18 protein-coding genes are annotated in these 15,101 nt (G+C 59.7%); 8 read left to right on the forward strand and 10 right to left on the reverse strand.

The window, feature by feature from the left end; all coding sequences use genetic code 11:
• Window positions 1–20: 20 nt before the first annotated feature.
• On the forward strand, window positions 21–557 hold the full coding sequence (locus FHS49_RS11240; RefSeq protein WP_184018426.1) for a hypothetical protein: 537 nt from the start codon (window positions 21–23) through the stop codon (window positions 555–557).
• A 37-nt stretch (window positions 558–594) separates the two neighbouring features.
• Here the strand turns inward: FHS49_RS11240 and FHS49_RS11245 are convergent, their stop codons facing one another.
• Window positions 595–1,776: an MBL fold metallo-hydrolase gene (locus tag FHS49_RS11245; RefSeq protein WP_184018428.1), complete on the reverse strand. Its 1,182-nt coding sequence runs from the start codon at window positions 1,774–1,776 to the stop codon at window positions 595–597.
• A 160-nt stretch (window positions 1,777–1,936) separates the two neighbouring features.
• On the opposite strand from FHS49_RS11245, the gene FHS49_RS11250 reads away from it, so the two are divergent.
• Entirely contained in the window at window positions 1,937–2,293 is a 357-nt protein-coding gene (locus tag FHS49_RS11250; protein ID WP_184018430.1) for an ArsR/SmtB family transcription factor, read from the forward strand.
• Here FHS49_RS11250 and FHS49_RS11255 read toward each other — a convergent pair.
• The 5 genes from FHS49_RS11255 to FHS49_RS11275 all read right to left on the reverse strand — a co-directional run bounded on the left by FHS49_RS11255 (window position 2,235) and on the right by FHS49_RS11275 (window position 6,009).
• Complete coding sequence (locus FHS49_RS11255) at window positions 2,235–3,155, reverse strand: EamA family transporter (RefSeq protein WP_184018432.1); 921 nt, start codon at window positions 3,153–3,155, stop codon at window positions 2,235–2,237. The genes FHS49_RS11250 and FHS49_RS11255 overlap by 59 nt on opposite strands.
• 21 nt (window positions 3,156–3,176) lie before the next feature.
• On the reverse strand, window positions 3,177–3,407 hold the full coding sequence (locus FHS49_RS11260; protein WP_184018434.1) for a type II toxin-antitoxin system HicB family antitoxin: 231 nt from the start codon (window positions 3,405–3,407) through the stop codon (window positions 3,177–3,179).
• Window positions 3,404–3,658 carry a type II toxin-antitoxin system HicA family toxin gene (locus FHS49_RS11265; RefSeq protein ID WP_184018436.1) on the reverse strand — a complete coding sequence of 85 codons (255 nt, stop codon included), beginning with the start codon at window positions 3,656–3,658 and terminating at the stop codon, window positions 3,404–3,406. Before FHS49_RS11265 ends, FHS49_RS11260 begins: the two co-directional genes overlap by 4 nt.
• A 65-nt stretch (window positions 3,659–3,723) precedes the next feature.
• Window positions 3,724–5,271: a fumarate hydratase gene (locus FHS49_RS11270; RefSeq protein WP_184018438.1), complete on the reverse strand. Its 1,548-nt coding sequence runs from the start codon at window positions 5,269–5,271 to the stop codon at window positions 3,724–3,726.
• 141 nt (window positions 5,272–5,412) lie between these two features.
• A complete protein-coding gene (locus FHS49_RS11275; RefSeq protein WP_184018440.1) occupies window positions 5,413–6,009 on the reverse strand; it encodes a PEPxxWA-CTERM sorting domain-containing protein in 597 nt (198 codons plus the stop codon).
• Between the two features lie 182 nt (window positions 6,010–6,191).
• Between FHS49_RS11275 and cls the strand changes: the two genes are divergently transcribed.
• On the forward strand, window positions 6,192–7,595 hold the full coding sequence (gene cls / locus FHS49_RS11280; RefSeq protein ID WP_184018442.1) for a cardiolipin synthase: 1,404 nt from the start codon (window positions 6,192–6,194) through the stop codon (window positions 7,593–7,595).
• A 101-nt stretch (window positions 7,596–7,696) separates the two neighbouring features.
• On the opposite strand, the gene FHS49_RS11285 is transcribed toward cls, so the two are convergent.
• Entirely contained in the window at window positions 7,697–8,350 is a 654-nt protein-coding gene (locus tag FHS49_RS11285; protein ID WP_184018444.1) for a glutathione S-transferase family protein, read from the reverse strand.
• Window positions 8,351–8,475: 125 nt separating this feature from the next.
• Here FHS49_RS11285 and map point away from each other — a divergent pair, with 125 nt between their 5' ends.
• Together map and FHS49_RS11295 are read left to right on the forward strand one after the other, a co-directional pair.
• Window positions 8,476–9,303, forward strand: a complete 828-nt coding sequence (gene map, locus FHS49_RS11290) for a type I methionyl aminopeptidase (protein ID WP_184018446.1) — start codon at window positions 8,476–8,478, stop codon at window positions 9,301–9,303.
• A gap of 397 nt (window positions 9,304–9,700) precedes the next feature.
• Window positions 9,701–11,647, forward strand: coding sequence for a ribonucleoside-diphosphate reductase subunit alpha (locus FHS49_RS11295; protein WP_184018449.1), 1,947 nt, complete (start codon window positions 9,701–9,703; stop codon window positions 11,645–11,647).
• 65 nt (window positions 11,648–11,712) lie between these two features.
• Here the strand turns inward: FHS49_RS11295 and FHS49_RS11300 are convergent, their stop codons facing one another.
• Window positions 11,713–11,955, reverse strand: a complete 243-nt coding sequence (locus tag FHS49_RS11300) for a DUF2171 domain-containing protein (protein ID WP_184018451.1) — start codon at window positions 11,953–11,955, stop codon at window positions 11,713–11,715.
• 95 nt (window positions 11,956–12,050) lie between these two features.
• On the opposite strand from FHS49_RS11300, the gene FHS49_RS11305 reads away from it, so the two are divergent.
• The 3 genes from FHS49_RS11305 (at window position 12,051) to FHS49_RS11315 (ending at window position 14,410) form a co-directional block, all read left to right on the forward strand.
• Window positions 12,051–13,115, forward strand: a complete 1,065-nt coding sequence (locus FHS49_RS11305; protein WP_184018454.1) for a ribonucleotide-diphosphate reductase subunit beta — start codon at window positions 12,051–12,053, stop codon at window positions 13,113–13,115.
• An 85-nt stretch (window positions 13,116–13,200) separates the two neighbouring features.
• Entirely contained in the window at window positions 13,201–13,704 is a 504-nt protein-coding gene (locus tag FHS49_RS11310) for a Panacea domain-containing protein (RefSeq protein WP_184018456.1), read from the forward strand.
• Window positions 13,705–13,714: 10 nt separating this feature from the next.
• The gene (locus tag FHS49_RS11315) at window positions 13,715–14,410 is read left to right on the forward strand and encodes a hypothetical protein (protein ID WP_184018458.1); all 696 of its coding nucleotides are present in this window, start codon (window positions 13,715–13,717) and stop codon (window positions 14,408–14,410) included.
• An 80-nt stretch (window positions 14,411–14,490) separates the two neighbouring features.
• On the opposite strand, the gene FHS49_RS11320 is transcribed toward FHS49_RS11315, so the two are convergent.
• A complete protein-coding gene (locus FHS49_RS11320) occupies window positions 14,491–14,811 on the reverse strand; it encodes a BrnA antitoxin family protein (RefSeq protein WP_184018460.1) in 321 nt (106 codons plus the stop codon).
• The gene (locus tag FHS49_RS11325) at window positions 14,801–15,088 is read right to left on the reverse strand and encodes a BrnT family toxin (RefSeq protein WP_184018462.1); all 288 of its coding nucleotides are present in this window, start codon (window positions 15,086–15,088) and stop codon (window positions 14,801–14,803) included. The genes FHS49_RS11320 and FHS49_RS11325 overlap by 11 nt, the downstream gene beginning before the upstream one ends.
• Between the last annotated feature and the right edge of the window lie 13 nt (window positions 15,089–15,101).

The raw sequence follows: 15,101 nt of genomic DNA on the forward strand, positions 1-15,101 counted from the left end.
GACTGACCTTGGGGGAATATATGCGCGTCCGGAAATTATCGACCATCGCTGCCACGGCCTCGCTCTTGCTGCTGGGCGGATGCCTTCAGGGCGATTCCGATGTCATCCCCGATGACAAGCGCGCAGCCCCCTTTGCGATGGGCCATTATGAATCGTGCGAAGCCGGCGAGTGCAAGAACGCCTTTTTGTATCGCGATCCGGAGACCAAGGGCTATGTGCTGATCCGCGGCGATGAAGCCAATGTGGCCGAAGCCGCGCCTCTCGGCGGCAGGCGCTATCTGATCCATGCCGCGTCTGCCAGCAACAGCGCATTGCTGGTGGCCGAAAGGGTGTCCGACGAAAAATTCATCGTCCGCCAGCCCGATTGCGATCGCATCAAGGGCGCGCTTGAGCCTTATCTTAACGCGCATCCGGAACTTCATGCCGAGGATGATGTGTGCAAGGTGGAGAATTGGGATCAGGCCATGGCCTATATCGCGCTGATCGATAAGCGCGCGCCGGGTGCCTATGATCCGGACAAGGAACTTACGTTGACGCTCAAACGCAAGGTGGATTGACGGGCTTAGGCAGGCTCAGCCCGCACGGATGCCGGACCTATTTCAGCGCCTGCAATGCCGGCGATCCATCCCGGCACGCCGGATCATCCACCGCCGCCCGCTGACCCGGCGCTTCATAAGCCGGAACCGACAGAGGCACCCCGATCCGCTGCGCTGCAAACACACCGGGCGTCACGCCCACGCAGCGCGTGAAAATGTCCAGCATCTTGGGCGGCGTATCATAGGCTTCCGATGACAATCGGAACGTCCCCCAATGGATCGGCAAGCCAAAGGACGCGCCCAGACGCTCGAACACCTGAACGCTCTCGCGCGGCCCGATATGACTGCCAGTGCGCATCTGGCCCGGCTGAAAGCGGAAAGCCCCGATCGGCAGGATCGCCAGCCGCACCGGGCCGAGCCACGCGGCTTCCACCGGCCATTGCATGTCGCCCGCCCCGGTATCGCCCGCGAAAAACAGATTGCCGCCGGGCAATGTGACGGTGAAGCTGGACCAGAGCGCGCGATTGCGATCCGTGCCCCAGCGCGAACCCCAATGATGATTACGCGTGACGATCACGTCCACGCCGGGGCGCAGCGTGATCCGCCCGCCCCAATCGAGCGCGATCGCTTCTGCACCGGAATCGCGGATGATGCTGTCATTGCCGAGGCTGGTCACGATTTTCGGCCGATCCCGGTCCCACAATTTCCCGAGCGTCGGCAGATCCATATGGTCATAATGATTGTGGCTCACCAGCACGAGATCGATCTTCGGCAGATCCTCTAACCGGATGCCGGGGACCGCCACGCGCCGCGGCCCGGCCAGATTGAACGGCCCCGCCACATCGCTCCAGATCGGATCGGTCAGGATGTTCAAGCCCTGCGTCTGCACCAGCACGGTGGCGTGGCCCACCCATGTGGCCACCATCCGATCGCCCTCCACCCGCGCGGCGGGCTTCGATGGCGTTACCGGCACGGCCGCCGGCCAGGGCGGACGATCCTCATTGCCCAAAATCCAGCGTCCGATGAAACCGCCCCGGCTGCCGCCGCCGGGCAGCCGTGCCGTATCCTCGCCGTCGGGATTGAAGAAATGCGCGCCGTCATAATGGGCGCTGTGCGGCCCTTCATAATAGATGCGGTCGAGGAAAGGCGGCACGATCAGGATCGTCAGACAGGTGGCGACGACCAAGAGCAGCAACGCACCAACGGCCCACTTCATCGCTTTGGTGATTGCGCCGCGCATGTTGTTCCTTCATCTCCGCCCATGCGCATAGCCGCGATCGTGATCGCTGCAACCCCGTCATCGTTCGAGATAACGCGCGTCGGCCGCAAATGGGCGCGGCGAAAATGATATGGTCTGGCACCCCCTTGACAGGCAACCTTATGATTGCCTAATCGCGTTCATGTCTGATCCGTTTCGCGCCCTGGCCGATGAAAGCCGCCGCCTGCTGTTGGACCGCCTTTTTGCGGAGAATGGCCAGAGCCTCGTCAAATTGTGCGACGGCCTCGCCATGTCGCGCCAGGCGGTGTCGAAGCATCTCGCCATTTTGGAGGCGGCCAATCTGATCGCTGTCCGCAAGAGCGGGCGGGAAAAGCGGCACTATCTCAATCCCGTTCCGCTCGCCAAGATCGTCCGGCGCTGGATCGGCAAGTTCGAGGATGTCCGTCTCGTCGCGCTGCTCGATACCGAAGCGAAGCCGCCTATAAAGCGCCCGTCAGCGCCATCACGACGCCGGCGGTTACCAGCATCAGTCCGATGATCTCGCTGCGGGCGATGCGTTCGCCGAGATAGAAATAGCCAAAGGCCATGGTGAACGCCATCTCCACCTGGCCCACGATCCGCACCAGCGCGACCGGCGCGCTGGCGAAACCGGTAAACCAGCAGGCTGATCCCACGGCAGAAAGCAAACCCACCTGCCCCGAGATCCGCCAGCTTGAGAATATTGCGCGGACCTGATCGCGTTCGCGCCAGATGATATAGCCGCCCTGCAGGATCGTCTGCAGCGCCACCGTAGCGGCCAGCGTGATCAGCGCCGCGCGGATATGATCCGGTGTTGCCACCGCCATGGTGGCGCGTCGCACGCCGATGGCCGTCAACGCAAAGAAGAAGCCCGAGGCGATGCCATAAAGCGCGGCGGGCTGGCCCAGCGCCCGGATGAAATCCATCGGCGCCATGCGCTTGCCGCCGGTGGACAGGATCATGACGCCCGTCACGCCCGATCCGATCCCCAGCCACGTCAACAGGCTGAGCTTTTCGCCCAGCAACAGCATGGACAGCAGCGCGCCCTGCACCGCCTCGGTCTTGGAATAGGCCGTGCCGACCACGAAATTGCGATGGCCGAATGCCATCAGCAGCAAATTGGTCGCAATGATCTGCGCCAGCCCGCCCGCCAGGCAAAAGAGCAGGAAATCCGGACCAAGCCCCGGAAATGCGGCGGGCGCGATGCCATATTGATACAGCACCATCAGCCCGACCGCGAACGGCAGGCCATATAGATAGCGCACCAATCCAGCGGCATTGACAGACAGCGTATGACCCACCCGCCGCTGCACCGCGGTGCGCCACGCCTGAAGCATCCCGGCAAACAGCGTTGCGGGCAACCAGATGGGGGAGGTTATCAAGGGAATTGGGCTTGAAACGCGTCAGGCTGCCTTGGCATCTTCCGGTCGAGGCGCGCGATATTTGGCTTCCGGAAACGGCAAACCACGCTCAGCCGCAGTTTCAAGCCATAATTGCATCGCTATACGGATTTCAGCGACCGCTGTTTCCGGCGTATCACCATGTGCGCTGCAATATCGAAGATCGGGAACGTCTGCGATCCAGCATTCGTCTTCATCTGACCAAAACAGATTGATATGATAGCGATCGGTCATTCATCAGCGTCCAGCTTGAGCTCATATTCTTCTACAATAGCTCTGAACTGCCTGACTTGATAGGGCTTCGCCTCTTTGCCTTTCGGCTGAACACTGATTTGGTCAGCAATGTCGCGACGAGAGAATATCCGGTGACTTCCGTGTGTGCGAATATTCACAAAACCAAATGCCTCCATCAACCGCACAAATTCGGTGAAAGTCAGTCGACGTCCGTCGAGCAGCTTCGAAAGAAGTTTGGCAATTTGCGTCATGAGTCCCCCGAAGTATTCGAAATCGGAGCATAGTTGGTATCACCTACTCGGTGCAATGAGGCCTGTTACCATCTCGTGGTGGAACTCGTGGCTTCAAACCCCTCCAGCAATCGTTCCTTGCGGATCTTCTCCTGCCATACCAGCGGCGCGAGGTGATGGACGCTCTGACCGTCGCTATCCACGGCGACCGTCACGGGCATATCCTGCACCTCGAATTCATAGATCGCTTCCATGCCCAGATCGTGGAAGCCGACCACCTTCGATCCCTTGATTGCGCGGGCCACCAGATAGGCCGCGCCGCCGACCGCCATCAGATAGGCGCTCTTATGATCCGCAATCGCCTCGATCGCCATCTGGCCGCGCTCGGCCTTGCCGACCATCGCGAGCAATCCCTGCTCCAGCATCATCCGCGTGAACTTGTCCATGCGCGTCGCGGTGGTGGGGCCGGCCGGGCCGACGATTTCCTCGCCCACGGGATCGACCGGGCCGACATAATAGATCACGCGCCCCTTGAACTCCACGGGAAGCGGCTCGCCCTTTTCGAGCATCGCCTTGATGCGGGCATGGGCTGCATCGCGGCCGGTCAGCATCTTGCCATTGAGCAACAGCCGGTCACCATGCTTCCAGCTTTGCACCACTTCGGGCGTCAGATTGTCAAGATCCACCCGGATCGCCGCCTTGTCCGGCGTCCAGTTCACATCGGGCCATTCGGCAAGATTGGGTGCCTCCAGATAGGCTGGACCCGAACCGTCCAGCGTGAAATGCGCATGGCGGGTCGCCGCGCAATTGGGGATCATCGCCACCGGCTTGCCCGCAGCATGGCAGGGCGCGTCCAGGATCTTCACGTCGAGGATGGTGGAAAGCCCGCCCAGCCCCTGCGCACCGATGCCCAACGCATTCACCTTGTCAAATATCTCGATGCGCATCGCCTCGATATCGTTCTGCGGCCCGCGGGCCTTGAGCGGTCCCATGTCGATCGGATCCATCAGCGCCTGTTTGGCCAGCAGCACGCAATGCTCCGCCGTGCCGCCGATGCCGATGCCGAGCATCCCCGGCGGGCACCAGCCCGCGCCCATCTGCGGAATCATCTCGAGCACCCAATCGACGATACTGTCGCTCGGATTCATCATCTTGAACTTGGACTTGTTCTCGCTGCCGCCGCCCTTGGCCGCGACATCAACGCTCACCTTCGATCCGGGCACCATCTCCACATGCAGCACACAGGGCGTATTGTCCTTGGTGTTGCGGCGGGTGAAGGCGGGATCGGCGAGCACCGAGGCGCGCAGCTTGTTTTCCGGAAACAGATAGGCGCGCCGCACCCCTTCATCCACGATTTCCTGCAGCGACCGGGCGGTCTTGTCCATGCGGCAATCCATGCCCCATTTGACGAACACGTTGACGATGCCGGTATCCTGGCAGATCGGGCGATGCCCCTCCGCGCACATGCGGCTGTTCGTCAGGATCTGCGCGATCGCATCCTTGGCCGCCGGGCTCTGCTCCGCTTCATAAGCTTCGCCCAGCGCGCGGATATAATCCATCGGATGATAGTAACTGATGAACTGCAGCGCATCGAACACGCTTTCGATCAGATCGGCTTCCTTGATGACGGTCATCGGCATTTCGTCCCGGCATGAGTCTGTGGATGTGCAGCGCCCTTATCGCAGTTTTCCGCAAAGCGGGAGTGCGCTTGAGCGCAAAGCAGAAAACCCCGCCGGAACCGGTCCGGCGGGGTTTTCTTGAAGCCGTGTGCGCGATCAGGCGTAAGTGACGGTCACTTTGGCGCGGCGACGCATCACGCCACCCACGGCCCCGAAGCCGATGATCATCATCGCCCAGGTGGCAGGCTCTGGCACAGGCGCGACGGCATTGCCGGTAAGCTGGACCGACCAGCTTGCGAGATTGCCCGTGTCCAGCCAGGCCGTATCCGCCACCTTGAGCACCCAGGCACCAGTGCTATTGGTGCCGTTGAAGGCGGTCAGCGCGACTTCGGGGCGGAAGGAACCGCCGCCTGTGTTGACCTGCGCGGCCGATTTCGCAGCGGAATCATCGAAGGTGAAGGTGCCGTTGGCATTGCTGCTGCCGCCTTCTTGCGAGATGAGCGTGGCGCTGACTGCCCCGTGCGTTAGCGAAATGACCAGATCGCCCCAATAGCTGTGGCTGAGGCCGTTCAGGATTACATTCACATCCGTCACCACGAAATTGTCGGGCACGGTGATCGTGCTGGTCAGCGTGGAATAATCCCAGATCGCGCCGCCGCTGCCATTGAAGGTCAGCACCGCCGCGGATGCCGGTGCCGAGATGCTGGCCAAAGCCAGGCTTGCTGCCGCGAAAACCGTTTTCTTGTTCATCATCAATACCCCTGTTGAAACAAAACCCGCGCTGGATGGCGACGGATTTCGGTCCACGCCTTGCGATGTCTCAGCATTTAACGATGCCATGATAAGGAATTGGAAACGGCGAGCCTTAATTACGCATTAGCCATTCAAGGCCGCGCTGGTGGCAATGCAAGGCGATCTCCTTATGCTGGCGGGCGATGCTGCAAGACCTCATCCCCGGATTCGGCACGGCCTATGTCGTGAGCGAATGGGCCATCCGCCTGCTCATGCTGATCATCGTGCCGTTGCGCCGGTCTCCGGAGGCGACACGGAGCTGGCTGCTGTTGATCTTCTTCCTGCCCATCCCCGGCCTATTGCTCTATCTCGCGATCGGCCGCCCCAAATTTCCGCAATGGCGCACGGATCGCTCCCTGCAGATCGCGCCGCTGTTCAAGGATGTCTCCAATGGCCTGGCGCAGATGGAAGCGCCCGGCCCGCTTCCAGCGCTGGCCCGCAAGCTGGGCGGCTTTCCGGCCGTGCATGGCAATCACATCGCCTTTCTCCAGGATTATGACGGCACGATCGACCGGCTGATCGCCGATATCGACGCGGCCGAGCGTCATGTTCGCATGATCGCCTACATCTTCGCTGATGACGCCACCGGCCAGCGCGTGATCGCGGCGCTGGGTCGCGCCGCCGCCCGCGGGCTCCCCTGCCATGTCATCATAGACAGTTTCGGCACGCATCGCTGGCTGAAAGGCGTGATGACCGCGCTGGAGGCGGCCGGCGTGAAGGTGCATGAGGCCTTGCCCTTTCACCTGCTGCGCGCGCGCACCCGGCGCGACATGCGCAATCACCGCAAGCTCTTCATCATCGACGGATTGATCGGCTATGCCGGTTCGCAGAATATCGTGAACAAGGATTTCCGCCCCGGCGTGACCAATCAGGAACTGGTCGTGCGCGTCACCGGCCCGGTGGTGGCGGAGATGACCGCGCTGTTCCTGGCGGACTGGTTTCTGGAAACCGAGGAGAAACTGGACGATGTGGTCGCCATCCCGTCGATTCAGGCCGACGGCGCGGTTGCGCAATTGCTCCCGAGCGGCCCGGATTATCCGCTCAAAGGTCTGGAGACCTTGCTGATCTGGCAGATCCACGCCGCCGAGCGCCAGGTGACCATCACCACCCCCTATTTCATCCCGAACGAGGCCTTGCTCGATGCGCTGACCACGGCCGCCCGGCGCGGCGTCGCGGTGGATATCATCGTCTCCGCCATTGCGGATCAGATGCTGGTGAGCCTCGCGCAACGCTCATATTATAGCGAATTGCTGGCCGCCGGCATCCGCGTCCATCTCTTCCGCGATTATCTGCTTCACGCCAAGAACATGTGCATCGATGGCACGCTCGCGATCGTCGGATCGAGCAATGTCGATATCCGCTCCTTCCAATTGAACGAAGAGGTCAGCCTCCTCCTGCTCGATCCCGTTTCGGTGGACGCGCTCGCCACCATCCAGCGCGGCGCGATCGCGCGCAGCGATCCGGTGGACCTGGAGCAATGGCGCAAACGGTCGCGATTGCGGAAAACGACAGAGAATGCGGCAAGACTGGTGAGCCCGCTGCTGTGACACCGCCGTCATTCCCGCGCAGGCGGGAATCCATACCCTCAACATTGTCCGGATAATTCCGGGTTTATGGATTCCCGCCTGCGCGGGAATGACGAATGAGCTCAATCCCGGTCCGGCGCGCCACCCGGAAAATAGGCCCGGAAATGCCGCGCCTCGTCCACACAGCGGGCGAAGGACGGGCGGGCGAGCAGCCGTCGGCGATAGGCGTGGACATGTGCGAAGGCGGCCGGGATCGGGTGGCTCCAGTCCGCATAGAAAAGCGCGGGCGCGGCGGCGCAATCCGCCATCGAGAAATCCGCCCCCGCCGCCCAGATGCGCCCCGCCATATGCCCGTCGAGCCAGGCATAGGCCTTGTTCAGCGTGGCGCGCGCCTGCGTGTCATTCAACGGGTCGCGGTCATTCTCGGGGCGGATCAGGTTGAACACGATCTGCTGCTGCGGGTTCATCACATAATTGTCGAAAAACCGGTCCCATATCCGCACGTCCACCGCCGCGGCAGGATCGGCCGGGATCAGCGCCACCGGCCCGCCATGGTGCACCGCCAGATATTCGATGATCCCGGTCGCCTCGATCACCACCCGGCCATCCTCTTCCAGCAACGGAAACTTCTTCAACGGCCACAGCTTTTCCAGCGCTGCATCATTCTCCGCATCCTCCAGCGTGCGATAATCAAACGGCGTGCCGTTCTCATAAAGCGCGATCAGCGCCTTCTGGCAGTAGGACGAGAAAGGATGGGCATAGAGGCGGATGGTCATGCGGTGTCTCTCCTGAAGCATCACGATCATGCAACGGGGTGATGCGCTGGATCAATCGAATATTGGGCCTGAGCGCGTGCCCAGCTCGCTGGAAATTCTGGCCCGAAATCTCTATCCGACAAGTCATGACCACCTATCTCGACGTCACGGCGGATACGCCGCGCACCCGCACCAATGCCATCAAACTCTATGGCGCAGACGGTTTTGCGGGGATGCGCCGCGCCGGGCGGATCGCCGCGGAAACGCTCGATGCGCTCGCGCCGCTGGTCGTGCCGGGAGTCAGCACCGGCGCGCTGGATGATTTCGTCCGCGATACCATCGTCGCGGCGGGCGCGATCCCCATCAATATCGGCTATAAGGGCTATGCGCACGCCACCTGCATTTCGGTGAACCATGTCGTCTGCCATGGCATTCCCGGTGCCAAGACCCTCGCCGCGGGCGATATTCTCAATATCGATCTGACCGCGGTGATTGACGGCTGGCATGGCGACACCAGCCGGATGTTCCTGGTGGGTGATGTGCCGCTCAAGGCAAGGCGCCTGGTCGATGTCACCTATGAGTGCATGATGCTCGGCATCGAACAGGCCCGGCCCGGCAATCATCTGGGCGACATCGGCCATGCCATTCAGCGCCATGCCGAAAAGCATCGTTATGGCGTGGTGCAGGATTTCGTCGGGCACGGCGTCGGCTTGGTCTATCATGATCAGCCGGATGTCTTTCATTATGGCCGCCCCGGCACCGGCCCCGAACTGCGCCCCGGCATGATCTTCACGATCGAGCCGATGATCAATATCGGCAAGCCCGGCGTGAAGATCCTCGACGATGACTGGACCGCCGTCACCCGCGATCGCTCCCTCTCGGCACAATTCGAACATTCAATCGGCATCACCCAGGACGGCCACGAGATTTTTACCGCCAGCCCCAAGGGATTGCACCGGCCGCCTTATCTCTGAATTGGGATGGTGATTGGGCGGCGCGGGCACCGGGAAAATTTTTTCGTTCCCTCTCCGTTCGCTTGCATTCCGCAAACCCCGCGCAACTCCGCGCGTCGCCATGCGCGCGCTTTCTCTACCCGCCGTGACCCGGGTCATTTTAGCGATGAACCGAGTCTCTAAAGCGTCATTTACCGTCTTGTATCTCTGCACGGTTGAGGCACTATGGGTGGTGCTGAGCACAGGGGGTGCCCGCAAGCACTGGTAGGACAGCAATCGCGACAACTCTCGCGAAACCGCTGTTTTCGTGCCTGCGGCAGGCGGAAGGGAGCAAATATTTCCGCCCGCGCCCTGCGTAATAATGTTAGAAAGGGGGTTCGCCCCCGAGTCGAACGGATCGGGAACGGGGAAGCGCCACATGGACTTCAGAGATACTCAGGAAGCGAGCAATAGCGACGTGTCAGCCAGCGTTACGGAAGCCCCCGCCAAGGAAACGGCCGGGAACGAATCAAGCACCGCAGCGAAGCCCGCGGCCAAGCCCGCGCGGCTGGACGATTCGCACAGCATCACGCCTCAGCCCTATGCGCTGGAGGTGGATCACAGCCGCGATGCGCTGCTCACCGATTTCGGCAAGGATACGCTGACCGATCGCTATCTGCTGCCGGGCGAAGGTTATCAGGATCTGTTCGTGCGCGTGGCCTCCGCTTATGCGGACGATGCGGCGCACGCCCAGCGCGTCTATGATTATATCTCACGCCTGTGGTTCATGCCCGCCACCCCCGTGCTTTCCAACGGCGGCACCGGGCGCGGCCTGCCCATCTCCTGCTATCTCAATTCGGTGGACGACAGCCTGAACGGTATCGTGAACACCTGGAACGAGAATGTGTGGCTGGCCAGCCGCGGCGGCGGCATCGGCACCTATTGGGGTGCGGTGCGCGGCATCGGCGAGCCGGTCGGCCTCAATGGCAAGACCAGCGGCATCATCCCCTTCGTGCGCGTGATGGACAGTTTGACGCTCGCGATCAGCCAGGGATCGCTGCGCCGCGGTTCGGCCGCCTGTTATCTCGATGTCTCGCATCCCGAGATCGAGGAATTCCTCGAAATCCGCAAACCTTCGGGCGATTTCAACCGCAAGGCGCTCAATCTGCATCATGGCGTGCTGCTGACCGATGCCTTCATGGAAGCCGTGCGCAATGGCGAGGAATGGGTGCTGCGGTCGCCCAAGGATCAGTCCGAGCGCGCCCGCGTCGATGCGCGTTCGCTCTTCCAGAAGCTGGTCGAGACGCGGCTGGCCACGGGCGAGCCCTATATCGTGTTCTCGGACACGGTGAACCGCAACATGCCCAAGCATCATCGCGATCTGGGCCTGAAGGTTTCCACCTCGAACCTGTGCAGCGAGATCACATTGCCCACGGGCACCGATCATCTCGGCAATGATCGCACCGCGGTCTGCTGTCTCTCGTCGCTGAACCTTGAGACCTGGGATCAGTGGAATGGCGACAAGCAGTTCATCGAGGATATCATGCGTTTCCTCGACAATGTGCTGCAGGATTATATCGACCGCGCGCCGGACGAGATGGCCCGCGCCAAATATTCGGCCGGGCGCGAGCGCTCGGTCGGCCTCGGCGTGATGGGTTTCCACAGCTTCCTTCAGGCGCGCAGCCTGCCGTTCGAAGGCGCGATGGCCAAGAGCTGGAACCTCAAGATGTTCAAGCACATCTCGGCCCAGGTCAACGAAGCCTCGATCCATCTGGCGATCGAGCGCGGCGCCTGCCCCGATGCGGCGGATATGGGCGTGATGGAGCGGTTCAGTTGCAAGATGGCGATCGCGCCCACCGCGTCGATCAGCATCATCTGCGGCGGCACCAGCGCCTGCATCGAGCCGATCCCGGCGAACATCTATACGCACAAGACGCTTTCGGGCAGCTTCTCGGTCCGCAATCCCTATCTGGAAAAGCTGCTCAGCGAGAAATCGAAGAATAGCGAAGCGGTGTGGAATTCAATCCTGGAGCAGGGCGGTTCGGTCCAGCATCTCGATTTCCTCTCGGTCGAGGAAAAGGACACTTACAAGACCAGCTTCGAGATCGACCAGCGCTGGTTGCTCGAACTCGCGGCGGACCGCACGCCCTATATCGACCAGGCACAGTCGCTCAATCTGTTCATCCCCGCCGATGTCGAGAAATGGGATCTGCTGATGCTCCATTTCCGCGCGTGGGAACTGGGCATCAAGAGTCTCTATTATCTGCGTTCGAAGAGCATCCAGCGCGCGGGCTTCGCCGGCGGCGTGGAGGCGGACAACACCGCCGAAGCCCCCAAATTCGAGCTGACCAGCACGGATTATGACGAATGCCTGGCCTGCCAATAATCATGAAAAAGGCCGCCGCACCGTCTGGTGGGCGGCCCTTTTCTACGCCGCAAGGCGCGGAGGCGTCAGGCCTCTTCCTCGAACGTGACCGCGACATCAGCGTTCGCGCTCAGGCGGACTTTGTCGCCCTCGACACCGGCCACCAGCCCGCCGGGGATATAATGGTGATGCCCCTTGTGCGATCCTTCGCCACTGTCCTTCTTGGTCAGCTTGATGCGGTCGCCATCGACATGATCGACGGTGCCCACATGGACGCCATCGGCGCCGATCACTTCGGCATGTTCCTTGATCTGGGACAGGTCGGCCATAGCACTTCTCCTCATGGGGTTGATCCGGACGCTCAACGCATGAGCACGCGATCCGCCCCATCCGCCCTTTCGATTTCCTACTGAGAGAAACGCCCATGTCCCTTCTCGAATCCCGCAATCAGTATAAGCCCTTCGAATATCCCTGGGCCTATGAATTCTGGAAGCGCCAGCAGCAGATTCACTGGATGCCAGAGGAAGTGCCTCTGGGCGAGGATTGCCGCGACTGGGCGCAGAAGCTCACCGATCACGAGCGCAATCTGCTGACGCAGATCTTCCGCTTCTTCACCCAGGCCGATATCGAGGTGCAGGATTGCTATCACGAGAAATACGGCCGCGTGTTCAAGCCGGTCGAGATCAAGATGATGCTCGCCGCCTTCTCCAATATGGAGACGGTGCATATCGCCGCCTATAGCCATCTGCTCGATACGATCGGGATGCCCGAAAGCGAATATGGCATGTTCCTTCAATATAAGGAGATGAAGGACAAGCATGATTATCTGAGCACCTTCGGCGTCGATACCGACGAGGATATCGCGCGCACGCTCGCCATGTTCGGCGGCTTTACCGAGGGCTTGCAGCTCTTCGCCAGCTTCGCGATGCTGATGAACTTCCCGCGCTTCAACAAGATGAAGGGCATGGGCCAGATCGTCACCTGGTCGATCCGCGACGAGACGCTGCATTGCGAGGGGATCATCAAGCTCTATCACACCTTCGGCAAGGAGCGCGATTGCATCACCCCCGCGGTCCGCGCGGACATTCGCGACATGTGCCACACCACCGTCGGGCTGGAAGATGCGTTCATCGATCTGGCGTTCGAACAGGGTCCGGTGCCCGGCATGTCCGCCAAGGATATCAAGAAATACATCCGCTACATCGCAGACTGGCGCCTGGGCCAGCTCGGCCTGAAGCCGATGTTCATGATCGAGGAACATCCCATCCCCTGGCTGATCCCGATGCTGAACGGCGTCGAACACGCCAATTTCTTCGAAACCCGCGCCACCGAATATTCCAAGGCCGCCACCCGCGGCAATTGGGGCGAAGTCTGGGACAGCTTCGATCTGCGCAAGAAAGCGGGCGCGAATGACGAGGCCGCAGCGACAGGCGCGGAGGCCGATGAGGGCGGGGATATGTTCTCCAAAGCGGGGATCGCGGCGGAGTGATCTTGATCGGATCAAAATCATATGCGATGAAACAAAGGTGGAACAATAACCGAATCAACAGAGAACTTATTATACGGATCGCGTAATGTATGACGTCCGAGACATTGCCAATTTTACGCTCGATTTTGCAGAAGAATACAATCTGCCACTTACGAATTTGGCGCTTCAGAAGTTACTTTATTTTGCACATGGGTGGTTTTATTCACTGTTTGACGAGCCTTTGATTAAGAATAAATTCGAAGCATGGCAGTATGGCCCGGTTCAGAGAGTAATATACAATCAATTTAAAATTTGTGGAAACACACCAATAAGAGATATTCGAGCAACATATATTGACCCCCTATCAGGCGAGGCCGTTTATAAACCTCCTTTGATAAGTGGAGACCATAAAGCCGTAATTAGAGAAGTATTACAAAAATATGCGCGGTACACAGCCGGTCAGCTTGTTGAAGAATCTCACGTCGAGGATGGCCCTTGGGAATATGTTTGGAAGCAAGCAGAAGAAGTTATTTATCCTGGCATGAAGATTCCTGATGCGTTGATTTTAGATCACTTTAAAAGATTGAATCCTATAATAACGCAACACTAAGGAGGAAAAATTGGGTCGAACGGTGGATGTGCTGGATGCAGCTCGGATGACTGCTGCAACATCGCGTGAGACCGCGGTGCGCGTGAGCGAATATTTCGGAGATAACGGACCTTTTAGTTATGGCGCAGTACGAAAACTTACCGCAGTCCTTCTTTCTGGATCCATGCCCTATGCCGTGGCGGTAGCAGGAATAGAGAAGATCAAATTTGATTTGGCCCGAAAATGTAATTTGGATGTTGCAAAGCTCGTAGCCGCTTGCACCCAATTTCGTGGCAGAACATTTTATCCGCTGGATAAACTGCTCTACCCCGTCGATCGCGATTTTGCGCTAAGCGTAAAACCGGAAACAGTTGCAGTTGTGGACGGAGTAGCCAACTTAATCTTTATTCAGCCGCGCAAAAATGCTACCCCGTGGGCTTACAGTGCTAGTTTTATGCGGCGCGTTCTTGAAGAAATTTATAGTGACTATTTCGAAGATTTCAAACTTTGGTTGATTGATACGGAAGCGCTCGAGGGTCAAAACCGAGATCTTAAATTAGTAGACATACTGCAAATTCCGGCAATGACAGATCGCGAATTTACTCGCAGAATTGCTTCTTTACGCCAAGCTTGGAGGCTGCATCTTAATGGGCCTCGCAAGAAGAAGGAACGACCCGATCAAACAGACGATCGGCAGACGGATTTCGGATTCGATGGCGGCGACTAAACAGTAGGACGACCGCCGCACAAACGGGTCAACGGAAATGCCTGATCATAACGCAATTCTGCCTCGCTTCCCCTATCCGGTCAAGAATGCGGGTCCGGCGCATCGCGCATCATGGCTTCCCGCAAGATCGCGTTGATCCGGGTCTGATAGCCGCGACCCTCGGATTTCAGCCAGTGCAGCACATCGGCATCGACGCGGATCGTGGTCGATTCCTTGACCGGCTTGTAGAAGCGACCGCGCCTGGCGTTGCGCCAGAAATCTTCGCCGAGTTCCGGAAGATCACTTGTGTCGACATCGTCATCAGACATGGCGGCCAACGCCGCCAATTGATCACGCTCGGCTGCGCTTATGGCGGGCTGCGGCATGAAGCCGCTTCGCTTTTCCGCAAGTTCATTGCTCATAGCGCTTCCTTTCTGCGCGCGTGGCGCGTCGTGCTGAAATGATCCGGATAATTTCGGATCCGTCGCTTTCATCCCGCATGGTGTGAGCCACCAACAGCAACAACCAGCCCTCGACCATCCCCAGCGTCTGCCAGCGATACACACCGCCCTCGATCCGATCCTGGTGACTCAACGCGAACGGATCGCTGAAAACCCGGCTCGCCAACGCAAATCCCACGCCGTGCTTGGCCAGATTGCCAGCCGCCTTATCGGGATCCCATTCGAACCGAATGTCCATATGAATCTGTTAC

This window comes from Sphingobium boeckii (assembly GCF_014199215.1).
Taxonomy (GTDB): Bacteria; Pseudomonadota; Alphaproteobacteria; order Sphingomonadales; family Sphingomonadaceae; genus Sphingobium_A; species Sphingobium_A boeckii.